Origin of the sequence: Salinibacter ruber DSM 13855 (assembly GCF_000013045.1) — a bacterium.
Classification (GTDB): domain Bacteria; phylum Bacteroidota; class Rhodothermia; order Rhodothermales; family Salinibacteraceae; genus Salinibacter; species Salinibacter ruber.
In genome coordinates, this window is the sequence record NC_007677.1 from 2,789,033 (window position 1) to 2,808,581 (window position 19,549).

The window sequence follows — 19,549 nt, forward strand, 5'->3', positions numbered from 1 at the left end:
TGATGGCTTCCCGATCGCCCATGGATATGCCCTCGCTTTCCTCCCATTCTGACGACCCGGCCGACGGTGGCGACGAGAAGCAGGACAATGAACGCATCTGGCGCCTCCTACAGCGCACCGACGAGGAGCGGGCCGAGGCGTACAACGTAGATGAGGAATGGGACCAGCTTGCCGGCCGCCTCGACCTCGACGCTGCCGACGCGGAGGAGGGGCCCTCCGACACGTCCCCCCCGTCGCGACGGGCCGACGACCGCCCCGCCCGGGCTCCGGGCTCCGCAGCCGGTCGGCGCCAGCGCTGGACGCAGGTCCTAACGGTCGCGGCGCTCGTGCTCTGTCTCGTCGGGGGCGGCGCCCTGTGGTGGAGCCAGCCGGCCTCCGTAACCGCGGCGGCCGGGGAGCGCACCTCCATCACCCTGCCGGACGGCTCGACCGTCGAGTTGAACGGGGGCACCACGATCGAATATGCGCGGGGCTTCTCCACGCTTCCACTGGTGGAGGCCTCCGCCCGCGAGGTTCGGCTGGAAGGGGAGGCCTTCTTCTCCGTTGTGGACGGGGACCGGCCCTTCCGGGTCGAGACTCCAAACGCCCAGGTGGAGGTGCTCGGGACCGAATTTCACGTTCATGCCCGTCCGCAGGACGACACACCGGAGACCCGCGTGGCCGTTGCTAGCGGCGAAGTACGGGTCGCGGGAACCTCCTCGGAGACCGGAGCGGTCGTGCTCGATGAGCGCGGCGAGGCGAGCCGAGTGTCCGGTCGGAACGCCCCCCCGAGCGCCCCGACCCTCACCGACCTCAAGTACGTGCAGGCCTGGCGGACCGGCGGCTTCGGACTGGCGGAGGCGTCGCTCCCGGCCATTTTGCGCGAGTTGGAGCACCGCTTCGGCGTGTCGCTCCGCCTTAAGGTGCCCGCGGCCGAGACCGACACGATGACGCTCCACTACGCCCGAGATGCTCGCCTGGAGGACGTGCTCCGCGACGTTTGCATCGTACAGGGCCTCACCTACCGCGAGACGAGCCAGGGATACGAGCTGGTTCGGGACTGAGTAGCCCCTTCCCGCCCGCCCTCGCGCAACCAGCTAATTCCCATAATGCAGGGTGGCTTCACTTCATTTGTTACTTCGGGGTTGTCTCCTCCCTCTACTTGGTGGAGCACACCAGGGCTGTGTCTGGTTCTTGGGCTTCTCTTCGCCGGAGCGACGCCGGTGCAGGCCCAGGCGCCAGACTCGACCCGTTCGGTCGCCACGTACACGATTGCCCTCCGCGACGTCCCCCTCAAGACCGCCCTGCAGCGGTTCGTGGGCCGCACCAACGCCGACCTCGCCTACTCGACGGACCTCGTCAAGGGCCGCTCGGTCTACTGCCGCTCGCAGCAGGTGCCGGTGGAGACCCTGCTCTCCTGCATCCTTAGCGGGACGGGCGTCGATTACCTCCGCACGGCCAGCGGCAGCTACCTTCTCGTCGAGTCGCGCAGGACAGCCCCGCCCGTGGGCCGCGTCGCCGGCCGGGTGGTGGACGCGGCCACCGGCGAGCCCCTCCCGAACGCCAACGTCCTCCTCGCCGACGCCGGGACGGGAACAGCCACGAATCAGGCTGGGCGGTTTACTGTGGCTCCCGTCCTAGCCGGCAAGCACCGCCTCGTCGTGACGTACGTCGGCTACCGCACGGCCGTCGACAGCGTGCGGGTTCCTCCCGACGGTCGTGATACGATCCGAGTGTCCCTCTCGCGGCGGGTGCTGGACACCGAGCCCATCGTCGTGGACGGCCTGCAGCGGCGCCTGCCCTCCGCCCGCCTCGGCAAGTCCACCGTAAATGCGTCTGGGCTCAGGCACCTTTCCAGTGCGGGCACCCCGGACGTGGTTCGTGCCGCCGGCCAACGCGTAGGGGTGTCGCTCAATCGTCCGCTTGCCGAGCTCAACATTCAGGGCGGCGACGGCGGGGAGCAAGTCACCTTGCTCGATGGGACCCCCGTGCGGGAGCCCGTGAGCTTGGGCGGTCTGTTGGGCGCCTTCAGCCCACAAGCCCTGGAGCGAATGACGGTTCACAAGACCGGTTTCGGCGTGGCCCAGGGTAGTTACACCGCCGGCGTGCTGGAGGCCACCCACGATCTTTCCCGCTCCGGCACGGCCTACGCCGCGGCCACCCTCGACCCCGTCAGTGCAAATGGGCGGGCTGAGGCCAGCTGGAATGAGTCGGGGACGAGAACCGGTCGCGCCATGGTGGCCGCTCGCCGAAGTCTGTGGGACATTTACCGCACCCCCTCGCTGCGGCGCCTCCTCAACGCGCGCACGGCCCTCGATCCTATTCTCACCGCCACGTGGCCCGGAGGCACGAACGGACTCCAATCGTCATCGAGCCAGGTTCAGGCGCCGCACGCTCAGTTTTCCGACCTCCACGCGGCGGTCCGGCAGGAACTGACGCCCTTCCAGGAGCTGTACGTGTCGGGGCATCACGGTTCCACCCGGCTCAGTACAGACGTGGCGACGACGTTGTCGACTCCAGAGGGTCAGGATCGCCGCTTGCTCTCCCGTGAACGGTACAACTGGACCAATACGGCCCTTCAGGGTCGATACGAGTGGGTCGTGGGGAGTCGTGTCACGGGGAGCGCACAGCTTTGGGGAAGCCGCCACGACGCCGAGTCGCTCTACGGATTTCGAGACTCAACCGTGCAGGAGGGAGGCACACTCACCCCTCCGTCATTCGACCTACGGGCGGGCCCTCATTCGGGAGAGGGAAACGAAATCGAAGAATGGGGACTTCGGATCGAGGCCGACGCGAGCCTGACCCCGAATGTCCGCCTCCGAGCCGCCTTGGAGCCTCGTCATCACCGCGGCGCGTTTCGGACACGAAATCAGTTCCTCGGGGCCATCGCGCACGAGACGAGCGCCTGGCAGGTGGGGAGCTACCTGGAGGCCGAGACGTCGCTCGGGCTCCGTTGGACCGCCACTGCCGGCACGCGCCTCACGTACGTCGCACCGCGGCGCACCGTCTACGCCGAGCCGCGGCTCTCCCTGCGGTACGACCGGGCCTCGACCCCGCTGGGCGGGGTGGCCGTGCGCCTGGCCGGCGGCCTCTACCGGCAGTACATGATGCAGTCCGAAATCAGTGGCACTGGTCCCACGTCCGTCGTGCCATCGGTGCAGTTCTGGTTGCCCATCGACCGGTCCCTCGCCCCGCCGCGGGCGCTCCACACCGCCGGATCCGTCCTGCTTACCCCCTCAGACCCGTGGACGGCTCGCCTCGAGTTGTATCACAAGTGGCAGCCGCGCACCCTCCACATTGACTACGCCGGACTCGTGCACTCTCCGATCGGCAGCACGTCGGGGGACGTTCGTCGATTCGGGGACCAGTCTGCTTTCATGGCCGCAGGCCGTGGGCGTGCCTACGGCGGAGCCGTTCACGTGCAGCGTCAGGGCGAACGCGTTTTGGCAAGTGCCAGTGCCGAGTGGAGCCGCGTGACGCGCCGCTACCCGGGCCGATTTGGCGGCCGGTCGGTCCCGGCCCCGTGGTCCCAGCCGGTCCGTCTCACCACCGACCTCGACGTGTCGCTCGCCGAAGGCCTTGAGGCCCATGCCCACTGGCAGGGCACCTGGGAGCGTCCGTGGGCCCTGCGGCGCGCCTACTACGATTACCTCGCCCTCGCGGGAGACACCCGGGATCTCTCATACGACCTGACTCGGCCCGGCAACCAGGTCCTTTCACCCTTCTCGCGCCTCGACCTCGGCCTCTCGGCGGAGACCCGTCTCCGTACCTTCACCCTCGAGGCTCGGCTGAACCTCGTAAACGTGCTCGACCGCCACAACGCCTTCGACTGGAGCCTCGACCCGACGGGCCCTCGCTCCACGCCGGTCCGCCGCACCCTTCCGGGCCGCCGCCTGTTCGTCTCTCTGGGGCTGAAGTATTGACCCCACCTTGCCCGTCCCTTCTGGCCAGATGGTCGTCTGGCCGACAGGTGTCCCCCTCCCGCCTCGCTGCCCCGCGGCCCCCTCAGTATTACAACTCGCTCCCCTCCGACCGGCGACGTCTGCCTCGGGGACGGGGCCGCTTCGGTCTCTCCGTTCGGGCCCCTCCCCTGTCGTGCCGCAACGATGGCCGAGAATTTGCGGGACAGTGTTGTGCACCGCGACATCGCATTGCTCAGTTTCTGTGCCCCCGTCATGTTGGAGCGACTGCCGTCCTCTTTCGTCAAGCACATCGAACTCTGGCTCAGTGCCGCGGGCCTTGGCATCATCTTCGGCGTCGGGTACGCCTCCGGCCCGTCCGGCCCGGCCTTCTGGCGGTTGATCGCGGTCATTGCCGTCGGCATCGGCGTCGTGCACGGATTCATTTTCTGGGCCGTGCGGCGGCGCCAGCGTCAGGTGCGCCGACAGTCCATCCGTGAGATTCAGCAGATGCTCTCGGACGTCCTCAAAAACAAGCTCGCCGCCATCAACATGTACCTGCCCGAAGACGCCGACGAGGAAATGGTGAAACAGGAACTGGACGGCGTCCGGGCGTCGATCGAGGACATCGCCGACGAGATCGAAAATATTTCCGAGGAGAGCATCGAGGGCTGGAAGGAGCACTACAGCGGTGCCGTGGAGCGGACGACGAACTTGTAGTGCGGATTCCGGAGGCCAAATTTACGCAACCAGCCCGTTTTTCCAGCGGGCAGGCCCCCGTCCGAAACGCGCCTCGGGGAATTCCTCTACTCCAGCGCGTCGTACTGCGCCTCGTCCTCCGCCGTCGCGGGGTCCAGGATCACCGCCTGCCCCCCGCCCCGCGCTAGGTCGGCCTCGATCGTATCGGACGCCGTGACGAGGCCGCGGCGGACCCGGTACGCGTGCGGATTGTCCCGGTAGTCAGCGTCCGGCGTGTCCTCATAGACGTGGGCGACGTACGACGGCCCCGCATCGAGCACATCGAGCGGGACCTCGACGGTTCGCGCCTCCTCGTTTGTGGTCGTCCCGATGTACCAGGCCTCCCCCTCCGCCGCCTGGCGGGCGATGGAGATGTGCTCACCGATGCGGGCGTTCAGGACGTGGCTCTCCGACCAGTCCGCGGGGACCCGTTCGATGAACGCGACGGCCTCTTCGCCCTCGTAGTTCTCGACGAGGTCGGCCGCCATCTGCACCGGGCTGTAGAGCACGACCATGTTCGCCAGCTGCTTCGACAGCGTGGTGAGCACGCGGTGGTCCGGCATCGTCTCCTCGGGCGTGAGGTTGAAGACGCCGGGCGTGTAGTCGAGCGGGCCGGCCAGCATGCGCGTGAAGGGCAGGGTTACGGTGTGCGACGGCGGGCTCGGCTCGGCCCACGCGTTGTACTCCATGCCGCGCACGCCCTCCCGCGTCATCATGTTGGGCCAGGTGCGCTCGATGCCCGTGCCCATGACCGGCTCGTGCACGTCCAGCACAATTTCGTGCTCGGCGGCTTTTTTCACGACCCGTCGGTAGTGGTTGACCATCTGCTGGCCGTGGTGGTGCACGCCCTCGGGCCGGATGGGGCCCGCGTAGCCGGTCTTCACGGCGGGCACGCCCACCGAGTCGTACAGCGCAAAGGCGTCGTCCAGCTGACGCTCGTAGGCGGGAATGTCGCCCCCGGTCTCGTGGTGGCCCACGAGCGCCACGCCCTTTTCGCGTCCATACGCCACGACCTCTTGGAGGTCGAAGTCCGGGTACGACTCCGTGAACGAAAAGCTATCGCCGGACAGCCACGTCGACCAGCCTTCATTCCACCCTTCCACCAGTACGCCGTCGATGTCGTGCGCCGCCGCGAAGTCCATGTAGCGCTTCGTGCGCTCGGTGGTGGCGCCGTGCGTGCCGCTTCGGTCCCACGTGTATTTGTTGATGTGCATGCCCCACCAGATGCCGACGTACGTCATCGGCTCGATCCAGGAGGGGTCCTCAATCTTCGAGGGCTCGTTGAGGTTCTGCAGAATGTGGGACTCGATAAGCCCGCCGGGCCGATCGGCCACCTGAATCACGCGCCAGGGCGTCTGGTGCGGCACGCTCGCCTTCACCTTCACGCCGTCGGGCCAGGGCACGAGATTGGTGTGGAGCGTGGTGGCGGTCTCCGGGTCGGCCCGCAGCGTCATGCTCGAGTAGTCGGTGAGGGCGGCCTCGTGGAGGGCAAGGTACCGCTTCTCGTCCGGGCTGCGCAGCGTGAGCGGCGGGTTGACGGTGCCGGGGGCGGCCTCCTTCTCGCTCGTGTCGGGCGCGCCCCCGTCCACCTCTTCGAGGTACGAGTTGTAGCTGATTTTTGAGGCACTGTCGCGGATGGCGCTGAGCGGCGTCTCGCGGTAGACCCACTCGTAGTTGTCGTAGTCGTCGGGAATCCACCAGGCGGTGTGGTCCGCCGTGAGGCGGAACTGCGTCTCCTCCGACGCGATGCGGAGGGAGTCGAGGGTGGGCTGTTCGGGCCAGCGGTAGCGGAACGCCACCCCGTCGTTGTACGCCCGCAGGACGAGGGTCAGCCGCCGCTTCGGCGCGTCGGTCTCCCGCAGTCGAATTGTGCGCTCGGAAAAGTGGTTGCGCACCGAGTCCTGTGTGCCCCACACGGGCGTCCACGACGTGTCCACCGTGCGCCGGGTCGTCCCGACCACCTCAAACCCGTCGCGCAGGGGCGCCCCCCCGTCCAGCTCGAAGCCGAGGGGCGACGACGCGACGAGCGAGTCGCCGTCGGCCGCCACGTGGTAGTGGGGACGCCCGTCCTGCAACTCAACGCCAATGGTGAGGGCGCCGTCGGGAGAGGTTGTGGTCATGGGGGCGTCGGTCGAGCAGGCGGTTAGGGACAGGACGAGTGCGGCGGCGACACTGAGCGCGAGGCGGACGGACATCACAACGGTCGAAAGCGACGTAGAACACACGAACGGAGGGGCGTTCCCCGCCCGAAGCGCTAGAGATCTTTAGCGGACGCTCGTCAGGATACGGCCTGTGGCGAGAAAACCCAAAGGCTTCGCCCCAGTGCCTCCGGGATGCCTCCGACTGCGACGCGCTCCGGCCGAGCCGCCCATCCGCAAGACCGACAGGAGGGTCGTTCCTTGCATCGTAGCGTGCCCTACCGCCCCTTCCGGCCCGCCCTTCCTTTCCGAACTGATGGACAGTTACCGGTACGGCCGCCCCAAGACACGAGACCACACCACCGGCGCCTGCATCTGCCGGTCCCCCAAGAAGTAAAGGCACGACGGACGCGACGCGCCGGTGATGGACGCTCTGGCCGTTCGGGTCTACGTCCCCCATCAACAGTGTCCTGCGCGGCCTCTTGTCTGCAGTGAGGAGGCCACGCGACGGGTGGGCAGCCGCATGGGCGGCCACCCGTTCGGACGAGACACCGCCGACCGCGGGGGGAAACCTCGCCGCGCCCCCTCGTCTTGCGGCCACAGGCGGCACGGATACGGCCGTCTCGTCCATCGCGGCACACGCCCCGACCCGCACGGCGTAGCGACGCTGTCTACGGGTCTCCGGCGCCGACAGCCGTTCCCTCGCCTCTCGTCGTGTCGGTTCGAAGCTCGGCCTGGACCTGTCTCGGATCGACCCGCTTCCACACCTCGCGCAGCTTGTAGTCTCCCACCTCTCCGATGTGGTACCAGGTGTCGCCCTCCACCCGGGCCTCGAAGCGAAGGGTGACCCCATTCATCGAGGGATCCGAGTGGTACTGGATGTGCTCGACGTACACGTCCCGCTCCGGGTGGTACTCGTAGCGCCCGCCCCCCGCGAGCACCGATTCCCCATCCTTCGTCTCTCGCCCCCAGGCGAAGTGGGTCGAGTTCAGAATTTTAACGTTGGCCCCCCAGCTGCCGCTCTGGTCCACGACCGAGTCCGGGTAGACCAGCTCCTGCGACACCATTCTCCACGTGCCCTCCAGCTCGTTGGACGGGAGCTGGGCCCAGGCCCCCGGTGTACTGACGAGCACGACCGCGACGAGGAGACCGACGAGACGCCGAACCGTGTGCATGGCAGGAGACGCCGTAAGGTTGGGAGTCCATCGTGGAGGCTACCCTCAACATAACGCGATTGTCACGATTTGTCAACCAAACCTTACCGGATCTTCCGTCTCCGTCGCGGTGAACGGAATCGTGCCCGGCACTACGGAAAGATGCCCATCTGATCGTAGGAGCCCGCAATCTTGTCGATGGCGCTCACGAAGGCCGCCGTGCGCATGTCGACGCCCTTCTTCTCACGGATGGCCCGAATCTCATCGTAGGCGTGGCTCATGGTGTCTTCCAGCCCGGAGTGCACGAGGTCCCGCTCGCCGGCCCCGAAGCCGACCTGCTCGATGAGCGACTCCAGGAGGTCTTCGCTGAAGTCCTCCGCGGTCAGCTCGTCCACGGCCCGGAGGATGCGCTCCGCGTTGCGCTCTTCGAAGCGGCGGCTCATGCGCCCGTGCCGCACGTGGGAGAGATTCCGGAGCCACTCGAAGTACGACACCGTGACGCCGCCCGCGTTGAGGTAGACGTCCGGAATGATCATGGCGTTCTTCTCCTGAAGAATCTCGTCGGCCTCCGAGGTGACGGGGCCGTTGGCCGCCTCCGCAATGATGCTCGCCTGGATGTCCGGGGCGTTTTCGGTCGTAATCACGCCCTCCAGCGCCGCCGGGATCAGGATGTCGCAGGGGAGTTCGAGCGCTGCCGCGGAGGTTTCGATGTTTTCGGCGTCGGCGAAGCCCAGGATCGACCCTGTCTCTTCGCGGTGGGCCACCACGTCGTCCACGTCGAGCCCGTCCGGGTCGTGAATCGCGCCTTCGATTTCGGCGATGCCTACGATTTTGGCCCCTCCGTCTTCCAGGAACCGGGCGGCGTGGTAGCCGACGTTCCCCAGCCCCTGGATGACGACGCTTTTCCCCTCCAGCCCCATCTCCAGCCCGAGGCGCTTCATGTCCTTCGGGTACGCGCACGCCTCCCGGATGCCGTAGTAGACCCCGCGCCCGGTCGCTTCCGTGCGGCCCCGCACGCCGCCCTGCCCCACCGGCTTTCCGGTGACGCACGCCAGGGCGTTGAGGTCCTCGTCGCCGATCTGGTTGTAGGTGTCCATGATCCACGCCATCTCCTGCGGCCCCGTGCCGTAGTCGGGGGCCGGCACGTCCGTTCCGGGGCCGATGAAGTCTTTTCGCTCGAGCTCGAAGGTGTACCGGCGCGTGATGCGTTCCAGCTCCGTCGTCGAGTAGTTGCGCGCGTCGATGCACACCCCGCCCTTGGCCCCACCAAACGGGACGTCCACGATGGCGCACTTGTAGCTCATGAGGGCCGAGAGGGCCATCACCTCGTCCACGTTCACGCTGGGGGCGTATCGGATGCCGCCCTTCGTGGGCTGCATGTGGTGGCTGTGCTCCCCCCGGTAGCCGCGGATGACCTGAATGCTGCCGTCGTCCCGCTCGATCGGAAACTCGAACCGGATGATGTTGTCGCAGGCCCGAATCTGGTGGAGCACGCCGCGTGGATGGTCGGTCCGGGCGGCGGCTTCGTCAAACATCTGATTCACCTCGCCGAAGAAGCCGTCGGACGATTCGGCCTGGCCATTCGCCTGCGGGGTTGCGTTCGAGCCTTCCATGGGAAAAGAAGAGACAGCTTGTAAAAAAGGGCGCGGTGTGCTTATAAAAGCGGGGACCACGCCGAACCGCAAGCGCTTCCACGTCCGTTCACTGCGAAATTTCTTCGGAGGCTCTGTGGCGTTCGTCCGAGCAGCGCCCCCCCGATGGGCCGCCCACGGACGCGAGGGGACACACACGCGATTCGTCAGTAGTGTGTACATCCATCCCTTTTGGTTCCACCGGGTCGCCGGCTTTTCCGGCCCCTCGCTCCGGATGATCGGGGCGCCGGGGTGCAACCGGTCAACGAGCTGTGCTGGACTCTACGGTTCCGAACGCTCCGAGCTCGCGTTTTTCTCGCCGACGCCCTCCAGGCCGTGCCTGAATCCATTCTCCTCAACATTACCGTCGTCGTCATGCTGGGCATTGGGGCACAGTGGGCCGCGTGGCGGTTTCGGCTGCCCTCCATCCTCCTGCTGCTCCTGGTCGGGTTTCTCGCCGGCCCGGTGCTGGGGGTGCTCGACCCGCAGTCCCTCCGCGGGGACTGGCTGTTCGCCTTCGTCTCCCTGTCCATCGGAATTATTTTGTTTGAGGGCGGGCTGAGCCTCCGGCTCTCCGAGCTGCGGGAGGTGGGCAGTACGGTCTTCAACCTCATCACGATCGGGGTGCTGCTCACGTGGGGCCTCGGGGCGGCCGGGGCCTACTACATCCTGGAGTTCGATGTGGGGCTGTCCGTGCTCATCGGGGCCATCCTGACGGTGACGGGGCCGACGGTCATCGTCCCCCTTCTGCGCCACGTCCGGCCCAAAGGCCGCGTCGGCACCATTGCCAAGTGGGAGGGCATCACGATCGACCCGGTGGGGGCCATTCTGGCCGTGCTGGTCCTCGAGACCCTGATCCTGATGAACGACCCGGCGCGGGCGGGCGCCGGCACCTCGGCCGCCGCCGAGCACGTTGCGATCGGGCTCGGCCTCGAAATCTTCGTGGCCCTGGGCATCAGCGTGGTGGCCACCATGCTGCTCGTGGTGATCCTGCGGCGGCGCATGGTTCCCGACTTTCTCCGGAACCCGGTTACCCTGATGGTGGTGGTCGTGGCCTTCGTCGTCGCCAATGTGCTGCAGCACGAGTCCGGCCTGCTCGCCACGACGCTCATGGGCATCGCCCTGGCGAACCAGCCGTACGTGTCCGTGCAGCGCATCATCGAGTTTAAAGAGAACCTGCAGGTGCTGCTCATCGGGTCGCTCTTTGTGCTTCTGAGCGCCCGGTTGGAGATGAGCGCCCTGGAGTACATCGACCTGCGGGTGCTCATCTTCCTGGGCATTCTGGTCGTGATCGTGCGCCCGCTCGCCGTCTTCGTCTCCTCCTTCGGGTCGAACCTGGAGTGGGAGGAGAAGGCGTTCCTGTCGTGGCTGGCCCCGCGGGGCATCGTGGCCGCGGCCGTGGCCTCGCTCTTTGCGTACCAGCTGCGCCCCGTCTACCCCGGGGCGGTGGACGGGATGGTGCCGGTCATCTTTGCCGTGATCGTCGGCACGGTGGCCATCTACGGCCTCACGCTGGCCCCCCTCGCCCGGTGGCTCGACCTGGCCGAGCCGAACCCGAACGGCCTCCTCTTCGTGGGGGCGGCCCCCTGGGTGCGCACGGTGGCCCGGCACGTGCAGGAGCTCGGCTACTCCGTCGCCCTGCTCGACAACAACCCGGTTCACGTCCGGTCGGCCCGCGAGGAGGGCCTCACGGCGCACCAGGGCAACGCGCTGTCGGAGAACATCGTCGACGAGATCACCCTCAGCGGCATCGGGCACCTGCTCATCACGATCCCAAACGACGAGGTGGCCTCGTTGACGGCCCTCCACTTTTCGGAGGTCTTCGAGAGCACCGACATTTACCAGCTGGCCGCGCAGCCCGACAGCCGTCACGGCGGGGAGGGCGTGATGCCCGGCCACCTTCGCGGCCGCCCGCTCTTCGGGGAGGACACCAGCTACCAGTTGCTGAAGGCCTGCCTGAATCGGGGCGACACCATCGAGGTGCTCACGCTGAGCGACGAGACGTCGGACGAGACGCAGGAGTACTACAGCCACGAGGACCTGTCGAACGAGTACGAGGACGAGTCCGTCATCCCGCTCTTCATCCTGCGCGAGAACGACACGTTAGAGATCGTGTCGGAGACGAACCAGTTTCGGCTGCGCCCCCAAGACCGGCTCCTCGCCCTCGTCGGGGCGGGCACGGAGACGCGCGGCCGCGACCACAAGACCCCGGAGGTGGAGCAGACGAAGGGCGACGGGATTCTGGAGATCGAAGAGTCGTCTCCGGAACCGCCCGACGACGAAACCGCCGACGCGACGGAGACCGGCTGACGGCGACCGGCTAACGGCGACCGGGGGCGGCGCCAGCCACCTGTGTGCGGCGGCACCTGGTGTCCCCGAGCCAACCGACGGGGGGCCCGGACCGCTCCTGCCGCTCCCTGCGCCTCCGTGGTCTCGCACGAGTACGGGGCGCCCCTCCCGGCCTCGCCGTCTTCCCCACAGCGGCCGGTCCGAGGGGCGCAATTCGCGACGGGGACAGGGGACCCCGCCCGGTGCCATTGTTCTACGAAACAACCGATCGCCGCCGCAGCCATGACCGCCCCCCAGCCGGACAACGGGGCAGAAACGCCCCCTGCCCCATCCAACCCGGATGCCCAAGCGGCCCCCGACGACACCGCCGAGATGGATGCACGCATGACGCCGGAGGAGGCGCCCATCTCGGGACGCAAGAAGTTTGGCACGTTCGGCGGCGTGTTCACCCCCACGGTGCTCACAATTCTCGGGGTGATCATGTACCTCCGAGAGGGATGGATTATTGGGAACGCAGGGCTGCTCGGGGGACTGCTAATCATTACCCTTGGGTTTGCGATCACGCTCTGCACCGCCCTCGCGATGTCGTCCATCACGACGAACATCCGCATCGGGGCGGGCGGGGCCTACGCGGTCATTGCCCAATCGCTGGGGCTGGAGGTGGGCGGAAGCGTCGGCATCCCCCGGTACCTCTCGCAGGCCTTCGCGGTGACGATGTACGTTTTCGGCTTCCGCGAGGGCTGGCTCTTCGTCTTCCCCAGTCATCCGGCCCTCCTGGTCGACATCGCCACGTTCGCCACCCTGTACGGCATCGCGTACGTGAGCGCCGACTTTGCCATCCGCGTGCAGTACCTCATCATGGCCCTCATCGGGGCCTCGCTCGTCTCCATCGCCGCGGCGGCCGCCACCGGGTCGATGCAGTACGGCCTCGGCGAGGTCCAGCTCTGGGGCGATTTCACGGGCACGCCCGCGGACCCGACCCGGCCCAACTCGTTCTGGATCGTCTTCGCCGTCTTCTTTCCCGCCACGACCGGCATCATGGCCGGGGCGAATATGAGCGGTGACCTCAAGGACCCGAAGCGCAGTATTCCGGTGGGCACCCTAGCGGCCGTCGGCGTGTCGTTCGTGATTTACGTCGTGCTGGCGGTCTGGCTTGCCCTATCGGCCACGCCCGAAGAGATGGTGAGCAGCTACACGGTGATGGTAGACAAGGCGTACTGGCCCCCGGCGGTCTTGGCCGGCCTGTTGGGCGCCACGTTCTCCTCGGCCCTCGCCTCGTTGGTGGGGGCGGGGCGCATCTTGCAGGCCATGGGCGCCCACCGGGTCGTGCCCAAAGCGGACTGGCTCGCCCACCTCGCCCCCGACGGCGAGCCGCGCCACTCGATGATGGTGACGGGGGCCATCATTTTCGCCTCCCTCATGGTGCGCGACCTGAACGCCATTGCGCCGCTTATCACCATGTTCTTCCTCGTCACCTACGCGATGATCTGTGCGGCGGTGCTCATCGAGCAGGGCCTCGGCCTTGTGAGCTTTCGGCCCCGCCTCCGCATCCCCATCTGGGTGTCGTTCCTCGGCCTCGCCGGGTCCCTGCTGGCGATGTTCATCATCAACCCCACGGTCAGCGTCGTCGCGCTCGTCGTGACCCTCGGCTTCTACGTGATTCTGGCCCGGCACCAGCTCGACGCGCCGTTCGAGGACGTGCGAAGCGGCATGTTCGTGGCGCTCGCGGAGTGGGCGGCCAAGAAGGTGACCGAGCTGCCCACGATGCAGGAGCGGGCCTGGAAGCCGAACCTGCTGGTGCCGGTGGAGCAGAGCAGCGCCCTCCGCGGCTCGTTCCTCACATTGCAAGACCTCACTGCGCCGCAGGGCTCGGTGAAGATTGTGGGCCTGAGCCCAAACGGACGGCCCGACGTGCTGACCGATCAGCTCGACACGCTCACCGCGGCCTTTCGCGAGCGCGATATCTTTACCTCTGCCACGGTCATCGATGCCGGAGGCTTTGCCGAGGGGCTGCGGGCGGGCATGCAGGCGCTCCGCGGGGCCTTCTTCAACCCGAACATCGTATTTCTGCGGATGCCGACCTCCCCCGAGCGGGAGGCGGACTACCGCCACGTCATCGCGGAGGCGGACCGGGAGAACGTGGGCACACTGCTCTACGCGCCGCACCCGCGGGCCGCCTTGGGCCAGCGCCAGACCATCAACGTCTGGATCCGCGACCGGAGCCCGGACTGGCGCATCTCGATGGAGATTGGCAACCTCGACCTCGCCCTCCTCACCGGCTACAAGCTGTCGCAGAACTGGGACGCGCAGATGCGCCTCGTCACGGCCGTCGCCGACCCCGACCAGCAGGGCACGGCACAGGACTTCTTGGAGAAGCTGATCGACCTGGGCCGCTTCCCAGACTCCACCGCCGTGGTGGGCACGGATCCCTTCGACGCCTACATTAAGGCTGCGCCGCAGGCCGACCTGAACATCTTCGGCCTCCAGCCCGAGCCGGACTTCGACACGATCCGCCGCCTCGTGGATCAAACCGACTCGACCTGCATGTTCGTGCGCGACTCGGGGCGGGAATCCGCATTGGCCTGACCCAGTAGACACGCAAAAGAACCGTCCTGATGCGTCATTCCGAGCGTAGCGACTGATGAAATAAATCTCTTCGACGGGCAGTAGAAGCACCCGTCAGATCGATGAGTCTCGAACCCAGCATCTGAGTCTCGAACCCAGCATCCTCGCCGAGCCGGAGCGATTCTTCGACTCCCTCCCGACCCTGTGAGACCGGCTCCGGACTGAGCCCAGGAGACTGGCGTTTGTGCGCAAAAGGGAATTGATTGGGCTCGGCCCATCTCGTACTATATCACTTCGTGCCATGTAAAGCGGAGGCAGACGGTCCGCCACCCGTTGCCGCACGTCACGCCCCCTCCGCAATGGAGCCCACCCAACGGGCCCCGCTCCGCCCTCACCCTACGTTCCTGAACCGCTCTCTACTCGCCGATGGCACAAGATGATCTCCGCCGAGAGCTCGGCTTTTGGGACGCGCTCACCATCGGGGCCGGCACCATGATCGGGGCCGGCATTTTTCTCCTCGCCGGCGTGGCCCTAGAGCTCACCGGGCCGGCCGCCATCTTCTCCTACCTCGCGGCGGGCATCGTCTGCATGATCACGGCCGCCAGTGCGGCCGAGCTGGCCACGGGCATGCCGACATCGGGCGGCGACTACTTCTTTGTCTCCCGCTCGCTCGGCCCGGCGCTCGGGGCCATCTCGGGCGTCGGGATCTGGCTGAGCCTCACGTTCGCCATCTCGTTCTACCTCTTCGGGCTCGGGGAGTACCTGTCGCAGTTCCTGCCCCTCACGCCGTTCTGGGGCGCGTTCGCAGGAGGGCTTCTGCTTACGGCCATCAATGTGTATGGGGCCAAGGAGTCGGGTCAGATGCAGGTGATCGTGGTCCTCACCCTGATGGGCATCCTGGGGGCGTTCTGTGGCATCGGCGCCTTCTACATCGAATGGAGCAACTTCACGCCGTTCTTTCCTTTCGGCGGCGCCCCGGTGGCGTCCACGACGGCCCTCGTGTTCGTCTCCTTCCTCGGATTCGTGAAAATTGCGGCGGTGGCGGAGGAGATTAAGAACCCCGCCAAGAATCTGCCGCGCACGCTCATCGGCTCGGTCGCCCTCGTGACGCTGCTCTACGTCGTGATCCTGCTCGTGATCGGCGGCATCTTCGAGCAGGAGACGATCGGCGAGGTGCGGGATCCGCTCACGCAGGCGGCCCGGACCCTGGCGGGCCCGATTGGGGCGGGCGCCATCATCTTTGCCGGGCTGCTGGCCACCGTGTCGTCGGCCAACGCGAGCATTATGGCCTCCTCCCGCATCAACCTGGCGATGGCGCGCGACCGCATGGTGCCCAACTGGCTGAGCGCCATCCACGAGACGCTCCTGACGCCCCACCGCGCCATCCTGCTGACGGGCGTATTGGCCCTGGCATTCCTGTTCATCGAAAGCCTGGAGCAGCTCGCCAAGATTGCCAGCGTGCTGCAGCTCTACAGCTATGCGGCGCTGAACGTGGGGTGCGTGGCCCTGCGCGTGGCGCAGCCGGATTGGTACGAGCCCTCCTACCGCACGCCCGGCTTTCCGTTTGTACAAGGATTGGCCGCTCTCGCGTGTATCGGGATCATTCTGTACTCGGGCCCCTTCGCCCAGATCGCCATCGTCGTACTCATCCTCGCGAGCCTGGGCTGGTACTACGTCTGGGGCCGGAGCCGCGTCGAGATTGAGCACGCGGTCCCCGAATTTCGCGAGCAGTGGGCGGCGCAGGGCTGGAGTGCCCTCGCGGCCCCGGCGCCCGAGTTCGCCGTGCAGGTGCCGGAGGTGCTGTCGGCGGCTGAGCGGGCCGTCGACGCCGACGGGCCACGTCGCGTGTCGGTGGCGCTGGCCAACCCCGAGCACGAGCACGACCTCCTGCAACTGGGCCGGTACATCGCCACGGGGCGGACCGAGGGCGGCCACGTGGCCGGCATCCACCTCGTGGACGTGCCCCTGCAAACCCCACTCCGGTCCGCCCGCGCGCAGTTTACGGAGCGGCCCTCCCTGGAGCGCGCCATTGCCGACTTGCCCCAGGAGGCAGCAGCTCGCCCCTCAACAAACGACCTGGACCACACTCCTCTTGAGGCGACCGACATCGAGTCCGTCATCGACGTCGCCCACGACGTGTTCGGCGGCCTGATCGACGAGACGCAGGCCCAGACGTCCGACATGCTGCTGATGGGCTGGCAGGGCGGCTTCAACGTGGGCCGCATCTACAACAGTCCCATCCAGCGCATCGTCTCGGATCTGCCGGCGGATCTCGGCGTGCTCAAGGACCGTGGGTTTGACTCCGTCGACCAGATTCTCCTGCCCTGGGGCGGCGGCCTGCACGCGCAGCTCGGTCTCGAAATTGCCGTCCGCGTCGCCCGCATTACCGACGCCACGGTGCATCTGCTTCGGGTGGTGCGCGAGGACGTGGACGTCGAGGACGAGAAGGCAGCGCTCGACGACACGGTCCAGGGCCTCGTCGACACCGACCGTGTGGAGTATCTCGTCCGACAGTCCGACAGCGTCACCGGCGGCATCGACGCCACGCTCACCGAGGCGGACTACGACTTCGCCATTATCGGCGCCTCGCGCGAGTGGAGCCTGCGCCAGGTGCTCTTCGGCTCCATCCCGGACGTGGTGGCCGACCGGGCCGACTGCTCGGTCCTGATGGTGCGCCGCTACGTGCCGAACACCCTTTCGGTGCGGGCCGTGGAGGGCGTGAAGCGCCTCAAAGAAACGGTCGGGCTGACCACGTCTCCGGAAGAGTAGCGCGGAGGCGTGCGGAGTACGCTCGCGTGAAGGGAACCGACACTCATTCTTTCGAACCACTCGCTCCCGGCAATGAAACCCGACCTCGATTCACTCCAACGCTCCGCCGAGGCCGACCAGGAGGAGGTCGTGGCGTCGGGAAAGCCCGGCGGCCTCGGAACGTTCGGCGGCGTGTTTACGCCGTCGATCCTGACGATCCTCGGCGTCATCATGTACCTGCGGTTCGGGTGGGTGGTCGGCAATGCCGGATTGCTGGGGACGCTGCTCATCGTCACCATCTCGACGGGCATTACCTTCCTCACGGCGCTCTCGATCGCAGCCATCGCCACGGACCAGCGGGTACGCGTCGGGGGGGCGTACTACATGATCAGCCGGTCGCTTGGGATCGAGATCGGCGGGGCCGTGGGCATCCCGCTCTACATCGCACAGGGGCTCTCCGTGGCCCTCTACACGGTTGGGTTTGCCGAAAGCGTCATCAACGCGTTTCCGACGCTCAGCACACTGAGCGTGCTGGGCCTCTCTGGGATTCAAATCGTGGGCCTCATCATCACGATTCTCGTGGCGGTGCTCGCCCTCGGGTCTCCGAATATCGCCATCAAGGCGCAGTACTTCATTCTCGCGGCCATTGTGGTCTCGCTGGTGTCGCTGGTGGCGGGGAGCCCGGTGGAGCAATCCGACATTCGGATGTGGGGGGCCGTAGACGCCAATCAGGCCGCGGGCTTCTGGGAGGTGTTCGCCGTCTTCTTTCCGGCGGTGACCGGCATCATGGCGGGCGTCAACCTGTCCGGCGACCTCGAAAACCCCAATAAGGCCATTCCGTGGGGCACCTTCGGGGCCGTGGGGGTGGGGTACCTCGTCTACATGACGCTGCCCCTTCTGCTGGGCCTGTGGGCCAACTCCGCGACCCTGATCGAAGACACGCTCATCATGCGGCGGATGGCGTGGTGGGGCGACGCCATCTTGCTGGGCGTCTGGGGCGCCACGCTCTCCAGCGCCATCGGGTCAATCCTCGGCGCCCCGCGCGTGCTGCAGGCGCTGGCGCTCGACGGCGTCCTTCCCCAGTCTCTGAAGTGGCTGGGGAAGGGGGCCGGCGAGGAGAACATCCCGCGGGGCGGTACGGTCCTCACGCTGGGGCTCGCCCTGGGCGCCGTCATGATGGGCAACCTCAACGCCATTGCCCCGGTCCTCACGATGTTCTTCCTCACGACGTACGCGGTGCTCAACGTCGCCGCCGGGGTGGAGACCTTCCTAGACAGTCCCTCCTTCCGGCCCGAGTTCAAGGTGCACTGGTCGCTCTCGCTGCTGGGCGCGGCGGGATGTACGGCGGTCATGTTTCTCATCAACTGGTGGGCGACGCTCATTGCCATCGTGTTCGTGTTTGCCGTCTTCGCCTGGCTCCAGCGCCGCAGCCTGCGCGCAACGTGGGGCGACGTGCGGCAGGGCCTCTGGATGAGCCTGACCCGAGCGGGGTTGTTGCACCTCAACGCCGACCCGGACCCGAAGAACTGGCGGCCGCACATCCTCGTGCTCTCGGGCGCGCCCCGGCGGCGCTGGCCCGTTATCGAGCTGGCGAGCGCCCTCACGCACAACCAGGCGCTCATGACGGTGGGCACGGTGCTTCGCCCGAGCGAGGCGTCGGACTTCGAGGCGCAGCGGGAGGCGGAAGCCACCCTCCGTGAGTACCTCGGAAGCCGGGGCGTGCAGAGCCTCGTCCGCACCACGACGGCGGAGGATCCGTTCGCGGGCGGCGAGCGGCTCATTGAGGACTACGGGCTCGGGGTGCTCAAGCCCAACACCATCATGCTCGGGCACACCGAGGACCCGACCCACCACGAGCAGTTCTGCACCCTCATCAAACACTTGTACGCGGCCCGGCGCAACGTCGCGGTCCTCCGCGGGGGCAATCAGGGCTTTGGGAATCGGGAACGGATCGACGTGTGGTGGAGCGGGCTCAAGGGCAATGGCGGCCTCATGAAAATCCTTGCCTACCTGTTGCAGACGAACCTGGAGTGGCAGAACGCACAGGTGCGGGTCAACGTCGTGGCCGACGACGACGAGGAGGCCGAAGAGCAGCGCCAAACGGTTGGCCCCATTCTGGACCAGCTGCGGACGGGCGCTGCGCTCAACGTGATTGAGGCCGACGGGCGCATCTTCGACGAGATCGTGCACGACGCCTCCGCCGACGCCGACATTGTCTTTCTGGGCATGGCGACGCCGGACGAGGAGGGCGATTACGTGACGTACTACACCCGCCTGCACGAACGCACCGCAGGCCTGCCGCCAACCGTGTTCGTGCTGGCCGCCGAAGAAATTTCGTTCCGGGACGTGCTGGCCTGACGATGCCGGGAACCGGCTGGACGCTATGCACCGGATCGTCGGTCGATATC

At 67.1% G+C, this 19,549-nt stretch carries 10 protein-coding genes; 7 read left to right on the forward strand and 3 right to left on the reverse strand.

What is annotated here, in order from left to right; translation table 11 throughout:
* Window positions 1–26: 26 nt before the first annotated feature.
* From SRU_RS11850 to SRU_RS11860, 3 genes are all read left to right on the forward strand, one after another.
* Entirely contained in the window at window positions 27–1,043 is a 1,017-nt protein-coding gene (locus SRU_RS11850; protein ID WP_237701725.1) for a FecR family protein, read from the forward strand.
* Window positions 1,044–1,124: 81 nt separating this feature from the next.
* Entirely contained in the window at window positions 1,125–3,902 is a 2,778-nt protein-coding gene (locus SRU_RS11855; RefSeq protein WP_237701726.1) for a carboxypeptidase-like regulatory domain-containing protein, read from the forward strand.
* Window positions 3,903–4,154: 252 nt separating this feature from the next.
* A complete protein-coding gene (locus SRU_RS11860; RefSeq protein ID WP_231847145.1) occupies window positions 4,155–4,598 on the forward strand; it encodes a hypothetical protein in 444 nt (147 codons plus the stop codon).
* A gap of 86 nt (window positions 4,599–4,684) precedes the next feature.
* Here the strand turns inward: SRU_RS11860 and SRU_RS11865 are convergent, their stop codons facing one another.
* The 3 genes from SRU_RS11865 to SRU_RS11875 form a co-directional block, all read right to left on the reverse strand.
* Window positions 4,685–6,811 carry a glycoside hydrolase family 97 protein gene (locus SRU_RS11865; protein ID WP_011404979.1) on the reverse strand — a complete coding sequence of 709 codons (2,127 nt, stop codon included), beginning with the start codon at window positions 6,809–6,811 and terminating at the stop codon, window positions 4,685–4,687.
* Between the two features lie 614 nt (window positions 6,812–7,425).
* Window positions 7,426–7,929 (reverse strand): hypothetical protein, encoded by a 504-nt coding sequence (locus SRU_RS11870; RefSeq protein ID WP_013062499.1) that lies wholly within the window; start codon window positions 7,927–7,929, stop codon window positions 7,426–7,428.
* A 131-nt stretch (window positions 7,930–8,060) separates the two neighbouring features.
* A complete protein-coding gene (locus SRU_RS11875) occupies window positions 8,061–9,521 on the reverse strand; it encodes a Glu/Leu/Phe/Val family dehydrogenase (RefSeq protein WP_013062500.1) in 1,461 nt (486 codons plus the stop codon).
* A 354-nt stretch (window positions 9,522–9,875) separates the two neighbouring features.
* Here SRU_RS11875 and SRU_RS11880 point away from each other — a divergent pair, with 354 nt between their 5' ends.
* The 4 genes from SRU_RS11880 to SRU_RS11895 all read left to right on the forward strand — a co-directional run bounded on the left by SRU_RS11880 (window position 9,876) and on the right by SRU_RS11895 (window position 19,499).
* On the forward strand, window positions 9,876–11,849 hold the full coding sequence (locus SRU_RS11880) for a cation:proton antiporter (protein ID WP_112904447.1): 1,974 nt from the start codon (window positions 9,876–9,878) through the stop codon (window positions 11,847–11,849).
* A gap of 261 nt (window positions 11,850–12,110) precedes the next feature.
* Window positions 12,111–14,414 carry an amino acid permease gene (locus tag SRU_RS11885; RefSeq protein ID WP_197537012.1) on the forward strand — a complete coding sequence of 768 codons (2,304 nt, stop codon included), beginning with the start codon at window positions 12,111–12,113 and terminating at the stop codon, window positions 14,412–14,414.
* Between the two features lie 405 nt (window positions 14,415–14,819).
* Entirely contained in the window at window positions 14,820–17,162 is a 2,343-nt protein-coding gene (locus tag SRU_RS11890; protein ID WP_011404984.1) for an amino acid permease, read from the forward strand.
* A gap of 72 nt (window positions 17,163–17,234) precedes the next feature.
* Complete coding sequence (locus SRU_RS11895) at window positions 17,235–19,499, forward strand: Na-K-Cl cotransporter (RefSeq protein ID WP_011404985.1); 2,265 nt, start codon at window positions 17,235–17,237, stop codon at window positions 19,497–19,499.
* Window positions 19,500–19,549: the final 50 nt, after the last annotated feature.

What these genes read in the sequence shown, in the direction of transcription:
- SRU_RS11850 (WP_237701725.1), top strand. Translation starts at nt 27, where the DNA reads ATGCCCTCGCTTTCCTCCCATTCTGACGACCCGGCCGACGGTGGCGAC.
- SRU_RS11860 (WP_231847145.1), top strand. Translation starts at nt 4,155, where the DNA reads ATGTTGGAGCGACTGCCGTCCTCTTTCGTCAAGCACATCGAACTCTGG.
- SRU_RS11865 (WP_011404979.1), bottom strand. Translation starts at nt 6,811, where the DNA reads ATGTCCGTCCGCCTCGCGCTCAGTGTCGCCGCCGCACTCGTCCTGTCC.
- SRU_RS11870 (WP_013062499.1), bottom strand. Translation starts at nt 7,929, where the DNA reads ATGCACACGGTTCGGCGTCTCGTCGGTCTCCTCGTCGCGGTCGTGCTC.
- SRU_RS11875 (WP_013062500.1), bottom strand. Translation starts at nt 9,521, where the DNA reads ATGGAAGGCTCGAACGCAACCCCGCAGGCGAATGGCCAGGCCGAATCG.
- SRU_RS11885 (WP_197537012.1), top strand. Translation starts at nt 12,111, where the DNA reads ATGACCGCCCCCCAGCCGGACAACGGGGCAGAAACGCCCCCTGCCCCA.
- SRU_RS11890 (WP_011404984.1), top strand. Translation starts at nt 14,820, where the DNA reads ATGGCACAAGATGATCTCCGCCGAGAGCTCGGCTTTTGGGACGCGCTC.
- SRU_RS11895 (WP_011404985.1), top strand. Translation starts at nt 17,235, where the DNA reads ATGAAACCCGACCTCGATTCACTCCAACGCTCCGCCGAGGCCGACCAG.